Raw genomic sequence first — 24264 nt, forward strand, 5'->3', positions numbered from 1 at the left:
AGAAAAGTGGTGACTGCCGGTTGTCGGTCACACGGCGGGCACAGCGGGTGTGGCGGGCACAGCGACAGAGTTCACACGGCGAACACGGCGGGCCACGGCGGGAAGAGGGGGAAAGAGTTCGGAGTTCGGCGCGGAAGAGAACGCCACGAATGGAAGAGGGTGGCGGGTAACGGGTAACGAGTAACGAGTAACGAGTAATGGGTGGCGGCCACGAGCTTGGGGAAGCGCCGCCCATGTCAACTCTGTAACTCTTCTTCCCGCCGTGTTCGCCGTGTGAACTCTGTCGCTGTGCCCGCCACACCCGCTGTGCCCGCCGTGTGACCGACAACCGGCAGTCACCACTTTTCTATCAGCTTCAAAACGTGGTCGAGTTCGGCTTCGGTGTTGTAGAAATGCGGGCTGAACCGGACGTATTGATTACCTTGGCGGTCCTGGCGCAGTGAACAGACAACGTCGGCGGCCGTTAAACGTTCATAGAGTTTGGGTATGTCGTAACGGGAGTGACGTACGGTGAGAATACCGGCGGCATTGACCGGGTGCGTGGGCCCGAGTTGGTCAAAGCCTAACTGCCGCAGGCCTTCTCCGAGGTAAGCCCGCAGACCGGTGATGCGCTCCGCCACGCGCTCGATGCCGGCATCCAGCAGCAACCGCATCGCCGCCTGCATTCCAACGATTCCGGGCATGTTCAGAACGCCCGGTTCATACCTTTGGGCTGACGGCATAAACTCCATTTCCACCTGCGCGGTTAAACCCGGAGACTTGATGTTACGCGAACCGAGCAACGCCGGCCGGCAGATCTCAAATCGGTCTTTCCGCACGAAAACCACTCCGATCGATACCGGACCCAGCAACCATTTGTGCGCGTCGGCGCTCAGAAAATCGACGTGCTCGACCGTGGTCGGGAATGCGCCCAGGGTCTGGATCGCGTCAACGCTGAACAGGATTTCGCGCTCGTGAAGGAGCCGGCCGATCGCGGCGAGATCAAGCCGGTAGCCGGAAACGAAATGACAGGAAGCCAGCGCGACCAGGCGCGTCTTGGGCGTCAGGCCGGCGTGGATCTGTTCCGGCGTAATTTCGCCGAGGTTTGGCGTCCGAAGAAACCGCACTTCCACGCCCTGACTCTGCAGGCCGAGCCAGGGATACACGTTGGCCGGGTAATCCTCGAAGTAGCAGATCACCTCGTCACCCGGCTGCCAGCGAATGCCCAGCGCGAAAAGGTTCAGGCCTAATGACGTCGGCCCGAGCAGGGCGATCTCGTCCGGTTCAGCGCGAATCAGTTCAGCCGCCGTCTTTTTTGCGTCGGCGATCAGGGCGAGGGTTTCAGGATAATCCGGAAAGGTGGTCGACCAGAGTGCATTGTATTCGTTCATCGCCCGCACGACCGCCTCCGGCAGAGTCGTGACCGCGGCGTGACTCAGGAAAATCTTCTTTTTTGTGATCGGAAAGGTTCGTTGCCGGACGCTTTCATCAATCACCAAGGGAGCGAGCGGGTCCAAGTCCGACATGCTAAGGGCTTTCGCTTCGATTCGGTCGCGCGGATGGCCCGCCTATTTCTTCGTTTTCTCCCCTTCCTCGATCAAACGCCAGAATTCAGAGCTCCGGGTGAGTTGTTCATCCTCAGCCATCGGGAGCTTCGACCGGAAAAGAAAATCCCGGATAGTGTTTTTATGCAGGACACGGTGGACCAGCACGCCTTCCGGGCTGCGCTCGAAGTAGATGCGGTAATCGTGGGCGCGATAGCGGTAAAGCTTTTTTCCCTCGCGCTCAATGATGCCGAACGATTTGGAGTCGAGCTGGTCCAGGTCGTCCGGCAGAAATTGGAATTCGGCGAGCAATTCCAGCTGCAACTCCTTAGGGATGGCCGCCATCTCGGCGGCGCTGATCTCGTTAAAGACGATCTGGTACATGGGATCAAACTAATATACAATCGCCAAACGTCTGCACCAGGCCTGCGGCTCGCCGCATCGGCGGCCGGACGTTCCAGAAAATCGCCCCTCTTCAATGAAAGCCGTCACCGTTTTTTTGCTCGCAATGATGACCTCGGCCTACGCCGGTCTGCGGTGGGACAACCAGGAACAGACCTTCACCGCCAAACCGGCCGAGTCCACCGTGATTGCCAAGTACCGGTTCACGAACGCCGGCACTGGGCCGGTCACCATCAGCTCGGTACAAACCTCCTGCGGTTGCACCACTGCAACCCTGACGAAAAAGGAATACCTGCCGGGCGAATCCGGTGAGATTGAGGCGCGCTTCAACGTTGGCGGCCGGGTGGGACACCAGGAAAAGGCAATCCTGGTCACAACGAGCGACTCACCGCAAACTCCGGCCGTGTTGCGCTTGATCGTAGACATCCCGGAGTCGGTCAAAATCACACCGGAAATGGTGTACTGGCAGGTAGGCGAGGCGCCCGAACCGAAAACCATCGAGGTGTCCGTCTCCGACGACTCACCGGCAAAGATCGTTTCAGTCTCCTCGAGCACGCCGGGCATCAAAGCCACCGTGGGAGATGCGTTGCCCGCCAAGAAAGCAACCATTCAGGTCACACCGGCGGACACATCGCACGCGGAGCGCGCCACGCTGGTCATCAAAATGGATTACCCGGCCGAGAATCCCGCCGCGCACTACGCGTATGTCCGGATCAAATGAGATGGGATGAAACTGATCCGCCAGATCGGTTTTCTCTGCCTTCTGAGCGCCGTACCGGCTTTGCTGAGCGCCGGCTTTCATCCGCACCGCCCGCCCTGGAACCGGGAAGCGTTGGGGCCGGGTGAAGTAACGCTGGCCACGGCCGAGTCCTGGGGTGCCGGCACCCTCTGGGTCGACGCCCGGGCGGCGGCGGCCTATGGGGCCGGGCACGCACCCGGGGCGGTACACCTGGACCTGGTGGATTGGGAAGCTGATTTCCCGAAATTCCTGGACCAATGGCAGCCTGGCCAGCGGGTACTGGTTTACTGCAGCGCGGCCTCCTGTCATTTGGCTGAGGAGGTCGCCGGACGCCTGCGGCAAAGCCGCATCGAACCGGTCTTCGTATTGAAAGGCGGCTGGGAAAGCTGGCAGGAGCACCATCCGAATTTCTGATGTCACGGAACGGCGCCATGCACCTTCGGCAGAGACTCGTGCGCTGGGGCGCCGGCCTCAGCGAAATTGCACTTGCCGTGGTGTTCATTTTTGCCGGCGCCGTCAAGGCGGTTGATCCCAACGCGTTTGCGGAGCAAATCATGCGGTATCAACTGGCGCCCTGGCCGGTGGCGGTCGTCCTGGCGCTCTGGTTGCCTTTTCTCGAAGTGGCGGCGGGAGCGGGCCTTTTCATTCCCGCGCTGCGGACCGGCGCCCTGGCCGTCATCACGGCATTGCTCATCGCCTTCACGGCGGCGTTGTTGAGTGCCTGGTATCGCGGGCTTAACATCGACTGCGGCTGTTTAGGTCCGGCGCTCGGCCCTCAGAGCGTCGCCCAGGCGCTTGGGCGTGACGGGTTCCTGCTGCTTCTCCTGGCTGGGGTTTGGATCGACCGGGCCAGACGCCGGCGTACCTTACCAACCCCGGCGGGCGCTCTTTCCACGAGCCCTGGACGGATCTCACCGCAACCATGACCAAAGTAGATCGTTCCTGGGCCGAAATCGACCTGTCCGCGATGCGGCACAACCTGCAGGTGCTTCGAAACCACGCCACCTCGGGGGTCAGGATGGCGGCGGTAATCAAGGCTAACGCTTACGGCCACGGTCTGGCTGCCGTCGCCCATGCGCTGGACGCCGATGCCGACCTTTTTGCGGTGGCCAACGTCGCCGAAGCTCAACTCGCCCGGGCGGCCGGGGCAACCAAACCGATCCTGGTGCTTGGGCCGGCGTTGCCCGAGGAGCGGAGTGCCCTGGTCGAGGGCGGCTTTATCCCGTCGATCTCAACCGCGGAGGAAGCGGAGGCCTACGCGGCGCTGGTTCGGCCCGGTGCGCGCCTGCCGGTTCACCTGGTCATCGATACCGGCATGGGCCGGATCGGCCTTTGGGGCGATGAAGCGCAACCGGTCCTCGAGGCGGTCCGGCAGGCGTCGAACCTCGACCTGGCCGCCATTTCGTCCCATCTGCCCGTCGCCGATGATGACCCGGCTTACACTGACGACCAGATCGCCCGCTTCGACGGCGAATTGCATCGACGTCTCGGCTCAACCATGACGCCCGCCGCCCTCCTCAACAGCGCCGGCCTCCTGAGGTTTGGCTCACGAGCCCGAAGCGGCGACATTGTCCGCACCGGACTGGCCATGTACGGCATTTCACCCATGCCGGCGTGGCAGGACCGGCTGATCCCCGCATTAACGTGGAAGACCCGGGTCAGCCTGGTCAGGCCGGTCGGCCCGGGACGCAGCATCAGCTACGGGCGCACCTTCATCACCCCGCGCGAGATGTTAATCGGCACCCTGGCGGTAGGTTACGGCGATGGTTACCAGCGGCATTTGTCAGGTAACAACGCCGAGGTCTTGGTGAAGGGAGTTAGATGCCCTTTGTTAGGCCGGGTGACGATGGATCAGATCATGGTAGATCTCTCCAACGCCGGACGGGTTCTGCCGGGCGAGGAAGCGGTGTTGATCGGACGGCAGGGCAACGAGGAAATCCTGGCGAGCGAACTCGCGGCCAAAGCCGGTACAATCGCGTGGGAGATCTTCACCGGGATCGGCTCCCGCGTCACCCGGTCACACCACGAGCACGGAGAAAACAATCACACGGCGCCGCGGCGGAACACGGCGAACACGGCGGAAGAGGGGATAGATTCATCCGTTAATGACCCGGCTGATTCCATCCTTTAAACTGTACTCACCGAAATTTAACACGTAACCAAGCCGTTTATTGGCCAAGCGCAGGTAGGTGAGCAGTTGTTTACTGTGGACCGGCTGAAGAGATTCGCTGGATTTTACTTCCACAACTACACGGTCTTCAACCATGATGTCAGCCCGGTACCCGTTCGGGAGCACTATAGTTTCATAGACGATGGGAATAACCACCTGCCTCTGAACCTTCAAACCATTCCGCTTCAATTCGTACGCAAGGATTGTCTCGTATGCAGATTCCAGGAGGCCGGGACCCAGTTTGCGATGGATTCTAAATGCAGAATCCAGGAGGATGGTACCGATCGCATCATCGTCCATACGATGGAAGTGATAACGTAACGTACATATGTTATTAAAGGATTTTTTTCCTTCTTCCCGCCGTGGTCGCCGTGTTGCGCCGTGGCGCCGTGTGGTTCTTCTCCGCTGTGATCGTGGTGTGACGCCGTGCCCGCGGTGCGGTTTTCTTCCGTTGTGCCCGCCGTGTGCCCGTGGGATGGTAGCCCATGTCTGGGCAACGGAATCCGAACCGGCTGATCCACGAAAAATCGCCGTACCTGCTGCAGCACGCTTACAACCCGGTGGACTGGTACGCCTGGGGTGAAGATGCCTTCGCCAAGGCGCGTTCGGAGAACAAGCTCATTTTCCTTTCGATCGGTTATTCCACCTGTCACTGGTGCCACGTGATGGAACGCGAGTCGTTCGAGAACGAGGCACTTGCGGAGATTCTCAACCGCCATTACGTGAGCATCAAGGTTGACCGGGAAGAACGCCCGGACGTGGACCGCGTCTACATGCTCTTTGTTCAGAGTACGACCGGCTCGGGCGGCTGGCCGCTCAGCGCCTTTCTTACCCCCGAGCTGCAGCCGTTTCTTGGGGGAACCTATTACCCGCCCGAGGATCGTTACGGCCGTCCCGGGTTCGGCACCTTACTCAAGCGGCTGGCGGAAATCTGGGCTAATGAGTCCGACCGGATTTTGGCGCAGGGCGAAAATGTTTTTCACTCCATCCAGACCTACCTGGACGAGGTCAAAGCCCGGGAAACCGTCCCGCTCAACGTTGAGTGGCGGGACACTGCCTACCGGCAGTTTGCGGCCGGCTTTGATCCCGAAGAGGGCGGGTTCAGCCCGGCGCCGAAATTCCCGCGGGCCTCCGTGTTTTCATTCCTGCTGCGTTGCGCGCAGCGCACCCGGAATGCGACCGCACTCGACATGACCCTCTTCACGCTGCGCAAGATGGGGCTGGGCGGAATTTACGATCAGCTCGGAGGCGGTTTTCATCGTTACTCGGTCGATGGCCGGTGGCACGTGCCGCATTTCGAGAAAATGTTGTACGACCAGGCGCAGCTCGTTGCGGTTTACACCGAGGCGTACCAGATCAGCCCTGACCCGCTCTTCGCCAAAACGGTCCGCGAAACGCTCGAGTACGTTCTTACCGTGTTGCGGAGTCCCGAGGGCGGTTTTTACTCGGCCGAAGATGCCGATTCGCTGCCCGCGACGCCGGGTGCAACCGAGAAGCGTGAAGGCGCCTTTTACGTCTGGACGCGTGAAGAGGTCGACCAGCTTTTGACTCCGGACGAATCCCCGGTGTTTTGCCGGACGTTCGGGGTCGAGCGCGGCGGCAACGTCGATCCGGCAAGCGATCCGCATGGTGAACTGCGCAACCAGAATGTGCTCTTTGTGCAGAATGACAACGAGCTGGTCGCCAAGCTGACCAATCATACGCCGCAGGAGGTTGCCGCCCTGCTGGAGTCCGCCCGGGAAAAACTGCGGCGCGCCCGTGACCAGCGTCCCCGGCCCCATAAAGATGACAAGATCGTGACGGCCTGGAATGGGCTGATGATCACCGCGCTGGCTAAAGCGCACCAGGTCTTCGGTGACCCACGCTACCTGGAGGCGGCGCAGCAGGCCGCTCGATTTATCAGAACGCAGTTGTTTCCGGGCCGGCTCGTCCGCAGTTTCCGCGGGGAACCGAGCCGTGTTCACGGGTTTGCCGAAGATTATGCGACGTTGATTCAGGGACTGCTGGACCTGTACGAAAGCGATTTCGATGCCGGCTGGCTGCGCTGGGCCGGCGAATTGCAGGTCCAGATGAACGCCCTTTTCGCCGACCCGAAAGGCGGCTACTTCAACACCGCGGAAGATTCGCCGGACATCCTGTTCCGGATGAAGGATGACCATGACGGGGCTGAGCCGGCGGCAAACTCGGTGGCGGCATTGAATCTGGCGCGCCTGGCCCGGATTTTCGGCCAAAAAGACTTTCAGCATTCTGCATCCCGCATCGTCGGATCGTTCGGGCCGACCCTGGAACGGATGCCTGCCGCGCTGCCGTTACTGCTGGTCGCCATGGATGCGGCCATTGCCGAACCGATGCAGATCGTGGTGGCAGCGACTCGCAACGACCCGCAGCTGCCGGCATTTCTGCAGGCGATCCGGCAAAAATTTGTTCCAAACGGGATCGTGTTGCTGGCCGACGGCGGCGAGAGCCAGGCGTGGCTGGAGCAACACGTGGAAGCCCTGCGCGCCATGCGACCGGCTGCCTCCGGACCGGTGGTTTACCTGTGCCAAAATTTTACGTGTGAACTTCCCATCCGGGACCTGGGCCAGCTTCGCGCCCATCTGGCCGACGCCTGAACCGGACTTTCCTCTATGGATACGCTGGTTTTGGAGACGGAAGTTCGCGTCATGTTTTTCGACACCGACGCCGGAAGGTTGGTGCACAACCTTGCTTACCTGCGCTTCATCGAGACGAACCGTTCGTTGCTGGCCGAGAAGTTGGGCTGGGACTTGGGAGGCATGATCGAAGGGGGTGAGTGCCCGGTGGTGATCCGAACCGAGATCGATTACCGCCGTCCGGCGAGGCTCTGGGACCGCCTTGTCGTTAAAGGGTGGCTCGAGAAATACGAGCGGAGCCGGTTCTGGTGCAGGTTCGAGATCCGGCGTGCCGGCCAGGAAGAAGTGCTGGTGCGCGCCCGGCAGATGCTGGCGGTAGTCACGTTACCGGAGATGACGGTGGTCCGCCTGCCGGCATCCTGGGATGAAAGGTACGGGCATCTGCGCGGGACGGCGCGCCCCGATGAGCGGTAAGCTAACCCTTGGCCGGCGGGCGGGGCGGTCCGAGCCGGCAGGTACTTTGCTTGCGTCCGCAGCAAGTCCGGTTATGGTCCCGGCTCACGTTTCTACAGTCAGACCATATTGATGAAGACCTTGCCAACCGTCAGGCCGGAAGCGCCGGAAGCGCCGGACGCGGCCGGCGCGCCGCTTCGGCCCTGGGAACTGGTTGGCACCATCGTGCTGTTTCTGTGCTGGTTTTGGCTCCGGAGGGGTTCGGTCTACAATCATCCCTGGGATTCCGACGAAACGCAACACCTGCACGTGGTCTGGGGCTGGACGCAGGGGCTCATTCCGTACCGGGACTTTTTCGACAATCACACCCCGTTGTTCCACATTCTGTTCGCCCCCATCTTCAGCATCCTTGGGGAACGACCCGACGTCGTGGAGCTGGGCCGGTGGTGCATGGTTGCACTCGATGCCCTCGTGGTCTGGTGCACTTACCGGATCGGCGCACAGGTTTTCTCCAGGCGCACCGGGATTGTAGCCGCCCTGCTTTGCGCGTTTTATCCGAATGAGTATTTCAAATCGGGCGAGTTCCGAACCGACGTCCTCTGGACGGTGCTCTGGATGGCGACGCTCGTGTTGCTGACCAAACCGCGCCTGACCCGGGGTCACAGGTTTCTTGCCGGCCTGACTTTTGGCGCTACCTTTGCCACTTCCCAGAAAACGGTGCTGCTGGCGTTGGTGCTATTGGTTGCCAGCGTGCTGACCTGCCTGCTGATCCGGGCCAGCCGGCGCCGGCCGGCAACTCCACCGGGTACCGTGCCCTCGCCCGCCGAAGCGTTCACGTTGAGCTTCTGGCTGGGCCTGATGCTTATCCCCGGAGTGCTGCTGGCGTCCTTTTACCTGGAAGGGGCATGGTCCCAGATGGTGTACTGCGTGATCCGCCACAACCTGGTTACCGCTCCCGGAGCCGAACCCCCGCTTTCCTGGTCCGATCTGCGCAACCTGCGCTTCTGGTTGATCATACCCGCAGCCGTCGCCGGCTGGATGATTCTCAATCGCTCCACAAAACGTGACCGCGCCGGACGGCAGGTCTGGCTGCTGGCGGTCGGCGGCAGCTATTGCACGCTCCTGCTCGGACTCTGGACCGTCGTGTCAGCCCAGGATTACCTGCCTTATTACCCCGTGGCCTCCACCGGTGCGGCGGCCGGCCTGTTCTGGCTGGGGCGCCGGATCGTTCGCCGCCTGCCTCAGCACCCCTGGGTACCGCTCCTGCTTCTGGCAATCGTTCTCGGGATTGAGATCGGCTGGCTGGTCAAAAACATGCACTTTTCCGACCACCGAAACCGGTTCAGGGTGGAACAAATCCGCGAAGTGCTGGCCCTGACGCGGCCGGATGAACCGGTGCTCGACGCAAAAGGCGGCAGCGTTTACCGGCCACGCGCCATTCCGTACGTGATGGAGACCCTGACCCGGTTGCGGATGCGTGAGGGATTGCTCGAAAACGACGTTACCGGCCGCCTCATTGCCCACCGCACTACCGTCGCAATCAATCTGTCCTGGTTTCCGAGAGCCACCCAAAACTTTGTCGACCGGAATTACCTTTACGTCGGCCTGGTGCATGTGGCCGGCAAGCAAATCCAGCCGGACGCCAACGGGACCATACGTTTCACCGTGGAGATCCCGAATCGCTACGTGTTCGTCGATCCTTCGGGGCTCGTTTCCGGCCGTTTGGATGGAGGCCGGGCCAACGACCGTTTTGAGGTGGAAGCCGGGGACCATTCCTTCCAGCCCGGCCGCCCGTTAACCGGCCCCTGCTATATCCTGGTCGAGAGCGCTTTCAACGCCGGTTTTATGCCGTTCAACAAGGAGCTTCAGGCCCTGGAACCGCTGCGCAAGGCGGTGAATTGAGGCCGGGGTGTCGGTCACACGGTCACACCACGGGCACAGCGAAAAGGCGGGCACAACGTAAGAAGTTCACACGGCGAACACGGCGAGCCACGGCGAACACGGCGAACACGGCGGAAAGAGGGGGAAAGCGTTCGGAGTTCGGAGCGGCAGAGAATGCCACGAGTGTCGGGTGTCGGCCACGAGCTTGGGGAAGAGTCGCCGATGTCAAGTCTGTAACTCGTCTTCCCGCCGTGGTCGCCGTGTGAACTCTTACGTTGTGCCCGCCTTTTCGCTGTGCCCGTGGTGTGACCGACACTCGACACTCGACACTCTTCACTCGTGGCATTCTCTGCCGCCGCTACGGCGCGGCGGGTGTCACCATTGGAGTACCCTCTGCGGCATCGGGCGACGCCGCCGAGGGTGGCGGGGTCGGTGCAGCCGGAGTCGGCGCCGGCGTGGATTCTGGCCCTGGGGCGGCAGGTGTCGGCGGCGGCTCTACGGCCGGCCCGGGTGCCGCGGGCGTAGTTCCCGGTCCGGCAGGGGAAGGTTCCTGCATCCCGGTCGCGGGCGTTGACTCCGGCGGGCTGACCTCGGGCGCGGCCAATGGCGTAGCCGAAGCGCTCGGGGTGGGCGCCGGAACCGCCGGGGCCGCCTCGGCAGGCACGGGCGTCGGTGCCGGGGCCGCAGGCGTGGGCGCAGCCGGGGCAGGCGTAGGCGCAGGCACCGGCGTCGCTTCGACCGGCGCGGGTGTGGGTATCGGCGTGGACGCCGGGGCCGGAGCGACCGGGACCGGTGGAGGCGTCGGAGGAACCACCGCCGGTGCCGGCGCAACCGCCGGAGCCGCGGGGGCGGGAGCCGCGGCGGGCTTGTTGACCAAGTCGGCTCTGGGCTTCAGCAGAGTTTCCAGGCTGAATTCCGGCACTTCGTAAACCCAACCCGCAAATTTCTTCTCGCGTTCCAAACGCTCTTTGAGCTCGCCGAGATGCTTGTTGAACTCATCGTCCCTGGTTTTTTTATCCTCGGGTTTTTCGTTCGGCTCCGGGGTCCGGCCGGCCGGCAGCTGAGCGTCGGCCTGGACCGTGAGGTAACGCGCTTTCTCAGGGCCGGGTTTGCCGATGGCGAGCTTGTAGGTAAACCCGTCGGTCGTGTGCAGTTCCGCCCGGACCGGTTGGTCCAGACCCGTTTCTGCAGCCGGCGCATCCGCCGGACGCACGTCGGTGAACGTCGGGCTGAAGTGGCTCAGCAGGTTAGCCGGTTCCTCCTTGACCTTTTCTCCATTCGCCTCAGGCACAAAAACCCACGGACCTTTCGGATCCGGCCGGGCGATGGTCCACCCCGGGTTGCCGGGTGCATCCTCACGAACGACTTTGTCAACTTCGCCCGCGTTGATGAAAGTCTTGTCGAGCCATTGGTTGACCTGGAGCGGGTCGACTCCGTAGAACGCGTCGGAAACCACGTAGGCATGGTCCTTGTTCGACGGGTTGTAAACGAACCTGCCGCCGGGCGCGGCCACGCCCGCCTCCGGCTCGCCCTGGAGCGCTTTGCCGATGATGAGGGTGCCCAGCGTTTTACCACCCTGGCCGGCTACTTCCACCTGCGTACCGCTGCCCGCCCCTTTGCCCGGTGGCGAAATCTGCAGACGGTCAAACTGGGAGGGTCCCACCTCAACTTCGCGAACGGCCTTCAGCCCCCACAACGTCCGCAGCAGGTCGCGCACCTTGGAAAAGTCGGCCGGATAATCGTTCCGCTCCGCCACCCGCCACAGGTCATCCTTTCGCGCCGCCGTCAAGGCGGCATTCGGCCCGGTGATGCGGATCTGACTGACGTCGTTGACCGCCAGATCGGGAAGCACTTTCAGTTCCCGGTGCTCCCCTTCCCAGCGGGCGTTCCGGTTGGCGTCATAAAAAACGACGGCGACAACGGCGGCCACGGCCACCGCGATCAGGATCCAAAGGTTTCGACGGTTCATCTAGCTGCCCTTTTGCGGCGTTCCCATAAGGCCAGACTCAGCCCGGCCAAAGTCACTACCGCGGGCATGGCGGCGATATCGATCCATTTGATGAAGTCTTGCAGAGAATCAATTTCCTGGCGGAGGTCCTTGCGAACCTGTTTCAACTCACGGTTGATTTTGGCCTCGTTCTCCTGGAATTTTTTGATCTCAGCCTGTTGCTCCGGTGAGAGCACGGTTTTCTGGTCTGATTGTTTACCGGTCTGGAGATCGGAAAGCTTCTCGCGCGTGGCGGAAAGATTGTTTTCCAGTTCGTCGATCTTGCTCTGGTAACGTTGTTCGGCCGCCGCTTCCATCTTGTTCACCACCGTGAACGGCCGGCTGGCGGATGCACGGCTGCGGATCCCGATCAGGTTGGCATCACCCGCGAGCTGCTCGACTGCGCTTTCGATAAAGTTTAGGTTGCCGTTCGAAGGCACGAAAACGGTCTGATTCATCAGCTGCTGGGTCCGCCCGGCAATTCCGTCATAAGCGAAATCGCTGTCACCTACGAGGATCACGACGCTGTCGGCTTTCGCCTCCTTGAGCGTTTCTCCGGGCGGTGGCGGCGACAGTGAAGGCGCAGCGGCGCCGGACTGCTCATCGGTCTTGGAGGCAGCCGGCCGTCCGTTCGGAAACGCGGTCTTAAACCGGCCCGTGAGGCGCACGGCGAGCGCAAGGGACTGGTTGCCCGGTTTATATTCTTTGCGGGCGCCTTCCGCCCCACCCATCTGCGCCGACATGGCGCTCACCAGGCCGGCTTGCGGCGACGTCTTGACCAGCACCTCTTCGTGCAGACCTTCTGCCGGGGTACCGCTGAAAGCGCCGACAAACGGCACCAACAGATCGTTGGTGGCCGCGCCGAGCGGATCGTTCTTGTTCAGACCGTCCGCACCTACCGATAGAATGGTCGCATCTGCCAACACGCCGGTATCACGTTGTACCTGAGTGGCGAACAACGGATCAAGCACGACTTGGTCGGCGCTGAATTTTAATCCCCACGCTTTGAGCAATGTGTCCAGTGAGGCAGAGGTCGGTCCCCCACCCATCATCGGATTCTGGCCGCTGGTTTGGGCGTCGATGAAAGACAGCGGATCCAGCAAGGCGATCAGCTTGCCTCCACGCAACAGATACTGGTCGATCGCAAACTCCGTCTGGGGGCTGATGCCCTTCGGGTAGTCAACCACCAACACCGAAATGTCATCGTCGATTTTTGCCGCCGTCAACGGGACGTCACGCACGTCGAAGTTCTCCTTCAACTCGGTCACGAACACATAGGGCCGCTCGGCTGCCTGCCGCTGCAGCATCATCATCGGGCTGCTCTGGCGCCCCGTCACCGGCAGCGCACTCATCACGCCGATAATCGCCTTCTTCGGATTGATCACGCCCGCGATCGCCCGCGAAAGGTCATACTCGAGCAGGTTCTCCCGGTCAGGACTCAGGAAAGGCAACGCTGTTTTCGCATCCAGGCAACTGACGGCGATCCCGAGATAGACCTTGTCGCCCAACCCGAGGTTTTGCCCTTGGATGCCATCCAGGTTGGCCGAATCCTCCGCGTCTGAATCCGGCTTCGGATCCAGTTTCGTGACCTTGATTTTGCCGCGCCCGGCTTGCTGGTATTCGTCCAGCAAATCTTCAACCTGCTGGGCGTACGTGCGCAACGGGACCGGCATGGCGGCGTTATCGCGGCTATAATAGAACCGGATCTCCACCGGTGTATCAATTTTGCTCAGAATTCTCTTGGTGCCGGGCGATAAAGTATAGAGATGGTTAGAAGTTATGTCCGAACGTACTTTGAATAGGTTGGCCAGAACATTGATACCGAGCAGAATTATCAATAGGGCAACCACACCGGCTAGAGAATAGATCCACTTTTCAAACGGCTTCATCATCGGTCAGGTCAGGTCAGGTCAGGTCAGGTCAGCTTAGGTCGCGTCCGAGGTCTTGAGCGCTAGGCGCGGCGCACCCGCAGGACAACGGCGGTTGCGAACAGGAAAAAGATGATCAGCGACGCGAAGAAAATCAGGTCGCGCGAATCGATCACCCCATGCTGGAAGGCGTCGAAGTGCGTCATGACGCCGAGGCTGGCCAGCGCGTCAACCACCCAGGCGGGCGCCCAGGTGACGACGACGTCAGTCACCGGCGGCCAGCCGCAGAGAATCAGGAAAAGGCACACGACCAGGGATAGAATGAAGCTGACCACCTGGTTACGGGTGAGTGAGGAGGTAAAAGAGCTGATTGCCAGAAACGCACCGGCAATAAGGAAGCTGCCCAAATAGCCCGTGAACACCGGCCCGAGGTCCGGGTGCCCCAGGTAGGCAACCGTGACGACCAGCGGGAAGGTCAAAACCAAGGCGATCAGCAGAAATGTCCAGCTGGCGAAGAATTTGCCCAGGATTGCCTGCCAGGGGGCGACGGGCATGGTGAAGAGGAGTTCGAGCGTGCCGAGCCGGAGTTCCTCCGACCACAGGCGCATGCCGGCCGCAGGCACCAGGAACAGGTACAGCCACGGGTGCCACACGAAGAACGGCAGCAGGTCGGCGATTCCACGCTCGAAAAACCGGCCCACGTTGAAGGTGAAGAACCCTGCCAACAGCAGGAAAATGACGATGAATACGTAGGCGACCGGCGACGCGAAGTAGGCGCCGAGTTCGCGCTTGGCGATGGTCCAACTGGTTTTCATGCCGCGGCTTCGATCTTGTGGTTTTCAGGCAGCGTCAGGGAACGGAACACGTCATCGAGCCTGCCTTCATCGACGGAGAGGTATTCAACTTTCCAATGCTGGCGCTGAGCAAATTCCATGAGCTCGTTGAAAGGTTCGCCTTGCATCCGAAGGCGCACGGTCACGTGCTGCCGTGCCTGCTCCAGGAGTTCCGCGCCTTCCAGGTGCGGCAAACCCTTGAGCTGTGCGTGCAGCCTGATCCAATCCAGGTCCCGCAAGCTCAGGACGATGGTTCCCGCCTGGGGCGCCCGCGCCTTCAACTCCTCCGGCGTCCCCTGCGCGACGATTTTTCCCTGGTCGATGATCAGCGCTTTGGTGCACGCGGCTTCAACCTCTTCAAGGATGTGGGTGGAAAAAACGATCGCTTTGTCTTTCCCCATGCGCCGGATCAGCGACCGGACCTCGTGTTTCTGATTGGGGTCAAGCCCGTCGGTCGGCTCGTCCAGGATGAGCACTTCCGGATCGTGAATCAACGCCTGGGCCAGGCAGGTGCGATGGCGAAACCCTTTGGATAAGGTGTCTACGCTCTGGTGAATGACCTTTTCCAAAAAGCAGAGTTCAACCACGCGGTCGATCGCCCGGACCTTCGCCTCGCCGAAAAGGCCGCGCAGTTCCGCACAGAAGCTCAGGAAACCGTGCACGGACATGTCGCTGTAGACGGGCGCGTTCTCCGGGAGGTAACCGATCCTGGTGCGGGCCTGGACCGGCTGCTCGGCGACGTCGAATCCGCAGACCGTGACCTTGCCCGCCGTCGGTGGGAGAAAACCGGTGATCATCCGCATGCTGGTCGATTTGCCTGCACCGTTCGGGCCGAGAAACCCGAGCACCTCTCCTTTGGCAACTTCAAAGGAAATTCCGGCCACGGCGGTTTTCGGACCGAAATGCTTAGCTAAGTTTTGTACGCTGATCATAATTGGTACGGCTTGCGGATCGGGCGGGGAGTTTGCGCCTCGGGGAATGATTTGCTCGCTTCGATCTTGGGTTCCGCAATCCGTAGAAGGGCTGCCCGCGCACGGGCAGGGACCACCTGCGCGTGCCCCTGGCGGGTTTACAACCGGGAGGAACGCGGCTCATCTTTTCCGTTTATCAGTGCGGCTCGTCCGTTAACATCGCGAACGTCAAGAGCCTCGCCGCATGCCATGCAGGGGCGACGCGAGGATAAATGCTCGGCCCCGGAATTTTGTCAAGCCTGGTCCCGAACTCCCGCCCGGGTCAGCTCATGGGTTTCATCGGTTTCATCGGCTCCATGGGCTTCATCGGTTCCATGGGTTTCATCGGCTTCATGCCGGCCGGCTGGTCGGATTCGGTCCGGTTGAGTTGTTTAGCCTGGCCCAGGTCCGGTTCGCCGTTCAGGAGCTGGGTATCGTCGCCGCGCACCCGGATAAAACGTGCGCCATCTTTGGTTTCGACCCGCAGGATCAGATCCTGACCCGCCTGAAAGAGCGCCGGTGCCTGCGACCAGGAGCCGGTCTCAAAGCTATTTCCCTGGCTTTGTTGCTGGCTGCCGCCGTCACCCTGCCCTAACGAGACCCGCGTCTGGTCTCCCTCGTTGTCGACCAGCAACTGCCGGCCGTTTTCAATTTTGTATGCGTAGCTCATGCGTCGTCGCTCCATCTAGCGGTTGGGTCGGTTGGTATCTGCGGCCGGTGCGGCCGGGGCTAATCCGAGGCTGAGATCGGCTGGGTAACGAATTGCGGTTTGGCGTCCCCGTCCGTTTCCATTGTGACCTTCATGCCCTCGAAGGCCGCCGGACCAAAAAACGTGCAAAAAGAAGTATCGGCCGCATCACGCCCTATGCCGACTCTGACGAAGCTCGACTGCGGCGAGAGCCGGGTCGCATCAAACAGGTACCAGCGATTGCCGAGGTAAGCTTCAAAAACTGCGTGGAAATCAGGCGGGTTAAGCCCATAGGCGTACGCGCTCACAAAACGGGCCGGGACGCCGAGCGCCCGGCAGAGGGCGATCGCCAGGTGCGCAAAGTCGCGGCAGACGCCCTGGCGCTCCGTTACCGTGTCGAAAGCCGACGTGATCGACGAGGTTGCCCCCCGCTGGTAGGCCACCTTTTCGTAAATCCAGTTACAGACGTGGGTCACCTGCTGAAAGCCGGTCAATTGGTTTCCCATGAACTCCGATTGAGCGAAGCGCAGCAGGCTGTCCGATTGGCAGTAACGGCTGGGAAACAGGTACACCAGGACGTCCTCCGGCAGCTCTGCCAGGGTTCGCACCGGCAAATCCAGGTTCTTTTCGATTTCAGGTTCCAACGCCACGGTGGCCTGATATTCGAGCCGCAGCTTCGGTTCCTTGCTTTTAGTTCGATGAAACCGCCCCCCGTTGAACGCAAACTCCGTCGGCACCTCGCCCCCTTCCACATGGAGACTCTCCGCAGTGACGTGCTGGAAACGGTTTTGCAACGCTGCCACGTTGAAAAGGAAAGAGCAGGGCCCCTTTAGCCCGTAATTTAACTCTGCTTTGACCCGATAACGCATACCCCCCCCTTAACCCGCTCTGGGCATTTCGCAACTTGGTGCAGGATCGGCCTCAGTAGTCCAAAAGCCCGGGCGGAAGTTTACCGCCGTTTTGAGCCAGCTGCTTGAGAACTTCCTTGTGGAGCCAGACGTTCATCTGGGCAGAGTCGTTCGTGTCGCCCGGATAATGCAGCTCCGCGGCCAGCTTTTTTCGGGCGCCCAGGCTGCTGTCCATGCCGACGAGTTTAAGCAGGTCGACGATGGAACGCTTCCAGTCGAGTTGTTCCGGGTTCTTTGCGGCCAGATCATCCAGGACCGCACCCACGTCCACCGAAGCTGGAACCGCGGGCGCCGGAGCCGGGTTCTGGGCGGAAGTTGTTCCGGGGGCGGTTTCGCCGGAGCCGGCGGCGGCTGGCTCCGGGCTGGTCTGGGATGAGGGACCAGGCGTCGGCGCTGCCGGGGTGGAGGCGGCGGGTGCCGCCGGCGTCTGGGCGCCCGGGTTGCCGGCCGACGCGTGCTTAAAAATGTTGTTCATCAGGTCGTGGAACATTCCCATAAGGCGCACACCGTAGCCCAGGAGCATTCAGGTGGGTAGCCCAAACATCCCAAACATCGGCGAAGATTTCACGCCCGGCGGCACGCGGGTCAGCCTGACGGCGCGGCGCCCGCCAGGCTTCCCGGAAAAAACCTCAGGTCGCAGGCATGGAGTAATCGCTCGGTTCGTCGATCAACGCCTGCTTGAGCAGGTCAACGGATTTGCGCAGCCCTTCCACGCGGGACAGCACGATATCCTCGTGCTCGATCGACAGCCACCCGTCGTAGCCGTTGAGCCGGAGACGGTAACAAAATTCCCGCCACCATTTGGCGCCGTGGCCGTAGCCCAGGGTGATGTAATTCCACGCCCGCCCCTTGACGTTGCCGTGTCCGAGGGTTTCCAGCCGCCCGGCCAGAGCCATGGCCGCCTCGTTCAGGAAAGTATCCTTCGCGTGCACATGGTGAATGGCCTCGCCGAGCGCATCGACGGCCGCCAACGGGTCGGCGCCCATCCAGAAAAGGTGGCTGGGGTCCAGGTTCGCCCCGACGATCGGCCCGACTTCGTTTCGCAACTGCAGCAGGGCCGGAACGTTGTAGACGAGCTGGTTGCCATGCATCTCGATGCAGAACTTCCTGATGCCGTGTTCCCGGCCAAAGGCGGCCAGCTGGCGCCAATAAGGCAGCAACCGCTCGTTCCATTGCCAGTCAAGAATCTCACCATTCTCCAGCGGCCAGGCGCACGTGATCCAATTGGGTCTCACGTCGTTCGGCCCGCCCGCCGGCAGGCCGGACATCAACACGATTGTGTCGACGCCCAGCAACCCCGCGAGCCGAACGGTGTCGTACACAACTTCGCTGTGGCGTTTACCGTCAACCGGGTGCAGTTGGTTGCCGCTGCAATTGAGCGCGGCAAGCGACAAACCGTGCCGCTCCAACACCGCCAGAAACTTTTGCCGTTCCTCCTTGCTCTCCAGCAAAGATCGCACATTGGCATGAGGAGCCCCGGACCAGTTGCCCATGCAGATCTCCAGGGCCGCGATGCCCAGGCCGGCTGAGGCCTTCGCCGCGTCCTCATAGGAAAGATGTCCCAGACTGTCGGATACCGCAGATAGTTTCATTTTCGGAAATTGAATGATGGATGCTTGGCCGGTTGTGTTGCGACCCCTAAGTTCGAGGGCGCGAGGGTAAGAAAAGTGTATAAGGTCATACCATGATTTCAAACAGATAGATGACCGGCAGCCGGAGTTTTCCCTTTCCTGACTCCATGTGAGTAAGGCCGGCATTTTTACCATCTGTTTTCTGAGAGTGTCTTGACCTGCGCAGGTGGTCGACCTTAGTGTCGGATGATCCGGGGCGATGCTTTTGGAAGCTCTGAATTCCTGCCGGGCCGGCGTCAGAGTTGACCGCGATTGGCAAAACGACCCCCCACCTAAATGTTTTGGAGGCCTCGCTGCATAAAGTATGGAAATCGACACCCGTTTCCCGACTAGACTCAACTCCCTGTCCGATGCGCCGGAACCATTTCGCGCCGCGTTGGTAGACAGTCTCCCCTCAGGAGAACCGGCCCGCTTACTTCTGTACGCTCCGGCTTTTCAGACGGAAGATGAAAGATCGCCGGCCACGGTGCTCGCCGTGACCAACGCCGGCTGGCTCGTCGCTTCAACGACTGATAACGCGGGCGTTGCCCTGGAACGATCTGATTTCAGCAACACCCTGTTTCTTGAACTGACACCGGTTCTCCTGGAGTGCCGGTTGAAAATCTCTTTTGCTGCGGAGGACGCGCCGCGCTCGGTCACCATCAGGTTCGAGACCGTCGGGGAAGACTTGTACCGCGAGGCAATCGATCTGATCCTCGCGGGCATCGATCCGAAACTCACGACCGCGGCCGGGCAGGATCATCCGGGCGAGGCGTCGATGCTTGAAGGATGGCCGCTGAAACTTCGGAACGAGGCCCGGCGTTTTTGGCCTGGGACGCAGCAACTGGTGAACGCAATCCAGTGGCCGGCCATGTTCGACGGGTCCCGGCGGCAAGTCGCTCCCGCGGGCGCGCTGTTGATCACCGAACGGGAGCTCGTGGTGATTTCGGACGAGAAAAAATCTTCCGATGAACCCCTCTCCGCTGATGAACTGGAGGAGAGTTTCGCGGGGATTATCACCTTTATTCCGCGCGTTCGGGTGGCAGAATTCCGGGTAGACCGTCAGGAACAGTTCGCCGTCCTTACCCTCCAGGTCAAGGCAGCACACGGGGGAGAAAAACTGGAATACGCTTTTCCGTCCGGCCATGAACCGGTCGTAGCCGAAGCCATGGGGCAGATGCTGCGCCCCGGCGCTAAACCCAACCCGGCCGCTGAGGTAAACCCGGCACGCGATGCAGCGAGTTAGGGGCGGCCTTGTTGCTCACACTCAATCTGTCTTAGGCCCAACGGGCCGGTAGAACATAGCCCAGGGTTTACCCTGGGAAGGCATTTCCCCCTGGCCCAGCCCTGAAGGGGCGGTAGAAAACGTTGCTGGCGGGTTCTGCCGCCCCTTCAGGGCTCGATCGTGATCTGACGGTTAACCAGGGGGTAAAGCCCTGGGCTATGTTCTACCGGCCCCTCGGGCCTAAAACCAATTCAACCAAGTACGCAGCATCCTCCGGCACCAGCACTCCCTGAGCCGACATTCTACCGAGATATCTGTCTGAGTAGTATAACACCCCTTCGGGGTTGAAAACTCACTTTTGTCGCCCGGTATCCGTTCGTGCCGGCGTCACGAGGCCAGACTGGTAGTTCACACATTCAGGTGTCTATACTGCCGGACTGCCTGCTACCCGAACCCTCCGCCGGAATAAATGAATGGAGGAACTTCGTGGCAGTTAAGCAGGGAATGGCGCGTCGCCGCTCGGACGGCGCACCACCCTCCCCGGGAGAAAGCTTTCCTGCCTGGAAACTGATCTACTACTTACCACCGCGCTGCTTGAGCTGATCGAGAATGACCGCGCCGACGATGATGCCGCCTTTAATGATCTGCTGCCAATAGGCCGACACGTTCATCAGGTCGAGGATGTTGTTCAGAACGCCGATGATAAGAGCCCCGATGATCGTTCCTGCAACCGTCCCGATGCCGCCGGCCGACAGGGAGGTGCCGCCGATGACGGCGGCCGCAATCGCATCAAGTTCGTAGCCGACGCCGAGTCCCGGTTGCCCTGAACCGATCCGGGCCGACACCACCAGCCCGGCCAGCCCGGCGAGGAAACCGGCATAGATGTAGATGAGCATCTTAAACCGGCCCGTGTTGATGCCGGAGACACGCGCCGCCTGTTCATTCCCGCCGATGGCGTATACGTATTTGCCGAATTTGGTGCGGGCATAAAGGATGTGGGTAACGATCGCCATGACCACCAGCAGGAGGATTGGAACGGGAACACTGCCCAAGGCGCCTTGGCCGACAAAGTCATATTGATCCGTCAAATCGGAGATGGGGCGACCATTGGTGTAGAGCATCGCCGCCCCGCGAACCGCCGTGTAAGTGCCCAACGTGGCGATGAACGGCGGAATGTGCGTCTTCGCGACGAGGCCGCCGTTGATCAAGCCTACCAGGGCGCCTACGATGCAGGCCGCCAGCAGCGGCACGACGAAAGGAAGCTGGACACCGGGGTAGAACGGGGCCGAACTATCCGATGACTGCGCCAGGCTGGACGCAACCACGGCGGACAAACCGACCACCGAGCCGGACGACAGGTCGATGCCGCCGCTGACGATCACCCCCGTCACGCCGAGCGCGATCAGGCCGACCACGGACATCTGCCGCACAATGTTGATCAGGTTGATGGTGCTCAGGAATGCCGGTGACAGCAGCGAGGCCACCACGACCATGAGGGCAAAAATGATGAAGATGCCGTATTTACTGAAGATGCTTGAGAGCATCTGGCCGCCCGCCGGCCGCTTGGCGGCCTCGCTGGCGGTGGTAATGACTCCGGGATTTGCCATAACGTTTTTCCTTGTGCGCTTACGCAGCTAAACTGGTCGGTATCTTCATCCCTGTCGCCATCTGAAGAATCTTTTCCTGGGTGGCTTCTGCGCGCATCAGCTCACCCACTTTGTCGCCTTCGTGCATGACCAGGATCCGGTCGCTCATCCCCAGCACTTCCGGCAATTCCGACGAGATCATGATGATCGCCTTGCCCGAGAGAACGAATTCGGTCATGAGCCGGTAGATCTCCGATTTGGCGCCCACGTCGATCCCGCGCGTCGGTTCGTCCAGGATCAAAAGGTCCGGTTCGGTCAACAGCCAGCGCGCGATCAGCACCTTCTGCTGGTTGCCGCCGGACAGGTACTTGACCAGTTGCAGCAGGCTGGGCGTCTTGACGCGCATCAAGCCGCGCATCTTCTCGCAATCTTTTTCAATCTTGGTGAACCGGAGGAAGGGTCCCACCATGTAGCGGTTTATGTTCGCGATGAACATGTTTTCGCGGACGCTGGCGTTCAGGTACAACCCGGTCAGCTTTCGGTCTTCGGTCAGCAGCGCCATGCCGTTTCGAATGGCGTCAGCCGGGGACTTGATCCTGGCGGGTTTTCCATCGATCCTAACCGTCCCGCCGTAAGACGGTGTCACCCCGAAAACCCCGTCCATCAATTCGGTGCGCCCGGCCCCCATCAGGCCCGCGAGGCCCAGGATTTCGCCTCGCTTGACCTGGAAACTGACGTTGCGAAAACCTTTCCCGCTCAGGTTCTGAACATCGAGGAACACCGAACCCATCTCGGCTTTTTCCTTGTGAAACATCTGGGTAAGCGTCCGGCCGACCATCATCTCGATGAGCTTGTCGCGGGTCAGGTTCGCGGTGGCTTCGCTGGCCACGTATTGGCCGTCGCGGAAAACGGTGACATCATCGGTGATCTTGAAAACTTCGTCCATCTTATGGCTGATGTAGATCACGGCGCACCCCTGGGCCGTTAACGATTTGATGATGTCAAACAGAACGGCCACCTCCGCCTCGGTGATAGCCGAGGTCGGCTCATCCATGATGATCAGGTCGGAGTTGTAGGACACCGCTTTGGCGATTTCGGCGAGCTGCATGCTGGCAATGCTCAGGTTGCGCATCCGGGCGGTTGGCCGGATTTTGATGTGAAGCCGATCCAGGAGCTCTGAGGCCATGCGGTTCATCTTGCGCATGTCCACCAGGCCGTACGGGGTCATGGGTTCGCGTCCCAGGTAAATGTTCTCGGCAACCGTCATCTCGGGGACCGGGTTCAGTTCCTGGTGGATCATCGAAATGCCCTTCGACAGCGCGTAATGGGTGCTGGTGATGTTCAGCCGTTCACCCTTGAACGTGATGGTGCCTGAATCCGGCGTGTAAATGCCGATCAGGCATTTCATCAGCGTCGATTTGCCCGCGCCGTTTTCACCCATCAGCGCGTGCACCGTCCCTCTGCGGACGCGGAGCTGGACGTTATCAAGGGCGCGGACGCCTGGGAACTGTTTGGAGATGCCCTCCATCACGAGCAAGTGATCATTTTCCATAGCTCGGCTCCTCTCCGGTTCGATGACCACTGCCCGCCGGCGCCCGGCAGGCAGTGGCCAACCGAAACCTCATTTCATGTATGACTTGAAATTCTCCTTGTTGATCGGCTGGTAAGGAATCCAGATCTTATTACCATCCGTCACGTCCGGATTAGCTTGTTTCTTGGCCAGCAGGTAGGCGGCATTGACTGCCTTCTCGCCTTGACCAACCGGGTCTTGGAACACCGTATTATTCAGGTCGCCCTTCTCCATCGAAACCAAGGCGTCATGGCTGCCGTCAACGCCGCCAACGCAGATCTTGCCGAGTTTTCCGGCGGCCTTGATGGCCTGCAACGCTCCCAGGGCCATCTCGTCGTTATTGGAGGCAACGCCGTCGATCGGGATGCCGGAAGCCAGCCAGTTTTCCATCAGCGTTTTGCCCTGCTCGCGCTTCCAGTTGCCGGTCTGTTCGCGGACGACCTTGATGTTCGGATACTTTTCCTTGAGGACTTGCTTGGTGCCCTCGGTTCGTTTGATGGCGGCTTCATTGCTCAGCTCACCCATCAGGATAGCCAGACTGCCCTTGCCGCCCATACATTTACCAAGTTCCTCCATCTCCATGATCCCGGCCTCAATGGAATTGGAGCCACAATAGACGACGCTTTGGGGCAGGTTTGCAGGCAGGCGATTCACGTAAACGAGCGGCTTGCCGGCTTTGGTGACGGACTTGGTGATTGGTCCGGTTGCCGCGGTATCCACCGGTAGGACGACTATCGCATCCATGCCCTGGGCCAGGAAGTTTTCAACCTGACCGGTCTGCTTGGCGGTGTCGTTGTTTGCGTCAACAATGGTGAGTTCGACGTCGGAATGGGCTTTGCCCCATCTGGTCATGGCATCCCGGACAAGGGTCAGCCAGACGTCGTCGAATAGGGCCATGGAAACCCCGATCTTGACTTTTTGGGCGGCCTGGACGGGCATACCGCCCAAGGCGAAAGCCATCAGGGCAATCGCGGGAACGAGAACTTTTGCGAGCTTCATTTTTTCTTCTCCTAAGGGGGGGTGCTCCGTAACGCGGAGCGATCAAGCGGAAATCTCAAACTACAAGGAACGATTTACTTCCTGACAACTGCGTTTTCAATTTTTTCTCTGGTCTCAACGGCCGGTTCGGCCATTTTTCCGAACCACCGAATCAAGCGACGAATCAGGGATGCCGCAAACCTGGTGCGGGTAACCAGAATACCCGTTCCGGCGGCGATTTGAGTTTGGCCGGCTGGGCAACTCGGGAACGTAAAACCAGTATGGATGCGCTTCAGGTCATA

Annotated in this window: 22 protein-coding genes; 8 read left to right on the forward strand and 14 right to left on the reverse strand. The window is 60.7% G+C overall.

Annotation, left to right across the window (positions count from 1 at the left end):
• Window positions 1–335: 335 nt before the first annotated feature.
• Window positions 336–1505: an aminotransferase class V-fold PLP-dependent enzyme gene (locus JO015_03340; GenBank protein MBV9998127.1), complete on the reverse strand. Its 1170-nt coding sequence runs from the start codon at window positions 1503–1505 to the stop codon at window positions 336–338.
• A gap of 42 nt (window positions 1506–1547) precedes the next feature.
• Window positions 1548–1907, reverse strand: a complete 360-nt coding sequence (locus JO015_03345; protein MBV9998128.1) for a hypothetical protein — start codon at window positions 1905–1907, stop codon at window positions 1548–1550.
• Window positions 1908–2001: 94 nt separating this feature from the next.
• On the opposite strand from JO015_03345, the gene JO015_03350 reads away from it, so the two are divergent.
• Genes JO015_03350 through alr form a run of 4 tightly spaced genes read left to right on the forward strand, consistent with a single transcriptional unit; the run spans window position 2002 to window position 4795 of the window.
• A complete protein-coding gene (locus JO015_03350) occupies window positions 2002–2646 on the forward strand; it encodes a DUF1573 domain-containing protein (GenBank protein ID MBV9998129.1) in 645 nt (214 codons plus the stop codon).
• Between the two features lie 6 nt (window positions 2647–2652).
• Complete coding sequence (locus tag JO015_03355; protein ID MBV9998130.1) at window positions 2653–3078, forward strand: rhodanese-like domain-containing protein; 426 nt, start codon at window positions 2653–2655, stop codon at window positions 3076–3078.
• Window positions 3079–3095: 17 nt separating this feature from the next.
• Entirely contained in the window at window positions 3096–3590 is a 495-nt protein-coding gene (locus JO015_03360) for a DoxX family protein (GenBank protein MBV9998131.1), read from the forward strand.
• Window positions 3587–4795, forward strand: coding sequence for an alanine racemase (alr, locus tag JO015_03365; protein ID MBV9998132.1), 1209 nt, complete (start codon window positions 3587–3589; stop codon window positions 4793–4795). The genes JO015_03360 and alr overlap by 4 nt, the downstream gene beginning before the upstream one ends.
• On the opposite strand, the gene JO015_03370 is transcribed toward alr, so the two are convergent.
• A complete protein-coding gene (locus JO015_03370) occupies window positions 4760–5134 on the reverse strand; it encodes a GxxExxY protein (GenBank protein MBV9998133.1) in 375 nt (124 codons plus the stop codon). The two genes, alr and JO015_03370, sit on opposite strands and share 36 nt — an antisense overlap.
• 185 nt (window positions 5135–5319) lie before the next feature.
• Here JO015_03370 and JO015_03375 point away from each other — a divergent pair, with 185 nt between their 5' ends.
• The 3 genes from JO015_03375 (at window position 5320) to JO015_03385 (ending at window position 9780) form a co-directional block, all read left to right on the forward strand.
• Window positions 5320–7446, forward strand: a complete 2127-nt coding sequence (locus tag JO015_03375) for a thioredoxin domain-containing protein (GenBank protein ID MBV9998134.1) — start codon at window positions 5320–5322, stop codon at window positions 7444–7446.
• A 51-nt stretch (window positions 7447–7497) separates the two neighbouring features.
• Window positions 7498–7899: an acyl-CoA thioesterase gene (locus JO015_03380; protein ID MBV9998135.1), complete on the forward strand. Its 402-nt coding sequence runs from the start codon at window positions 7498–7500 to the stop codon at window positions 7897–7899.
• Window positions 7900–8010: 111 nt separating this feature from the next.
• Window positions 8011–9780 carry a glycosyltransferase family 39 protein gene (locus JO015_03385; protein MBV9998136.1) on the forward strand — a complete coding sequence of 590 codons (1770 nt, stop codon included), beginning with the start codon at window positions 8011–8013 and terminating at the stop codon, window positions 9778–9780.
• 337 nt (window positions 9781–10117) lie between these two features.
• Here JO015_03385 and JO015_03390 read toward each other — a convergent pair whose 3' ends face one another.
• The 8 genes from JO015_03390 to JO015_03425 form a co-directional block, all read right to left on the reverse strand.
• A complete protein-coding gene (locus tag JO015_03390) occupies window positions 10118–11728 on the reverse strand; it encodes a DUF4340 domain-containing protein (protein ID MBV9998137.1) in 1611 nt (536 codons plus the stop codon).
• Window positions 11725–13638, reverse strand: a complete 1914-nt coding sequence (locus tag JO015_03395; GenBank protein ID MBV9998138.1) for a Gldg family protein — start codon at window positions 13636–13638, stop codon at window positions 11725–11727. The genes JO015_03390 and JO015_03395 overlap by 4 nt, the downstream gene beginning before the upstream one ends.
• 59 nt (window positions 13639–13697) lie before the next feature.
• A complete protein-coding gene (locus JO015_03400) occupies window positions 13698–14429 on the reverse strand; it encodes an ABC transporter permease (protein MBV9998139.1) in 732 nt (243 codons plus the stop codon).
• Window positions 14426–15379: an ATP-binding cassette domain-containing protein gene (locus JO015_03405; GenBank protein MBV9998140.1), complete on the reverse strand. Its 954-nt coding sequence runs from the start codon at window positions 15377–15379 to the stop codon at window positions 14426–14428. The genes JO015_03400 and JO015_03405 overlap by 4 nt, the downstream gene beginning before the upstream one ends.
• 301 nt (window positions 15380–15680) lie before the next feature.
• Window positions 15681–16067 carry a hypothetical protein gene (locus JO015_03410; GenBank protein MBV9998141.1) on the reverse strand — a complete coding sequence of 129 codons (387 nt, stop codon included), beginning with the start codon at window positions 16065–16067 and terminating at the stop codon, window positions 15681–15683.
• Between the two features lie 59 nt (window positions 16068–16126).
• Window positions 16127–16954, reverse strand: coding sequence for a transglutaminase family protein (locus JO015_03415; protein MBV9998142.1), 828 nt, complete (start codon window positions 16952–16954; stop codon window positions 16127–16129).
• A 52-nt stretch (window positions 16955–17006) separates the two neighbouring features.
• Window positions 17007–17489 (reverse strand): DUF3597 domain-containing protein, encoded by a 483-nt coding sequence (locus JO015_03420; protein MBV9998143.1) that lies wholly within the window; start codon window positions 17487–17489, stop codon window positions 17007–17009.
• 133 nt (window positions 17490–17622) lie between these two features.
• Window positions 17623–18585, reverse strand: a complete 963-nt coding sequence (locus tag JO015_03425) for a sugar phosphate isomerase/epimerase (protein ID MBV9998144.1) — start codon at window positions 18583–18585, stop codon at window positions 17623–17625.
• Between the two features lie 343 nt (window positions 18586–18928).
• On the opposite strand from JO015_03425, the gene JO015_03430 reads away from it, so the two are divergent.
• Window positions 18929–19849 (forward strand): hypothetical protein, encoded by a 921-nt coding sequence (locus JO015_03430; protein ID MBV9998145.1) that lies wholly within the window; start codon window positions 18929–18931, stop codon window positions 19847–19849.
• A 554-nt stretch (window positions 19850–20403) separates the two neighbouring features.
• On the opposite strand, the gene JO015_03435 is transcribed toward JO015_03430, so the two are convergent.
• From JO015_03435 to JO015_03445, 3 genes are all read right to left on the reverse strand, one after another.
• On the reverse strand, window positions 20404–21435 hold the full coding sequence (locus tag JO015_03435) for an ABC transporter permease (GenBank protein ID MBV9998146.1): 1032 nt from the start codon (window positions 21433–21435) through the stop codon (window positions 20404–20406).
• Window positions 21436–21454: 19 nt separating this feature from the next.
• The gene (locus JO015_03440) at window positions 21455–22966 is read right to left on the reverse strand and encodes a sugar ABC transporter ATP-binding protein (protein MBV9998147.1); all 1512 of its coding nucleotides are present in this window, start codon (window positions 22964–22966) and stop codon (window positions 21455–21457) included.
• Window positions 22967–23035: 69 nt separating this feature from the next.
• Window positions 23036–23983 (reverse strand): sugar ABC transporter substrate-binding protein, encoded by a 948-nt coding sequence (locus JO015_03445; protein MBV9998148.1) that lies wholly within the window; start codon window positions 23981–23983, stop codon window positions 23036–23038.
• Between the last annotated feature and the right edge of the window lie 281 nt (window positions 23984–24264).

The organism is Verrucomicrobiota bacterium, from assembly GCA_019247695.1.
In the GTDB taxonomy this organism is placed as follows: Bacteria; Verrucomicrobiota; Verrucomicrobiia; order Chthoniobacterales; family JAFAMB01; genus JAFBAP01.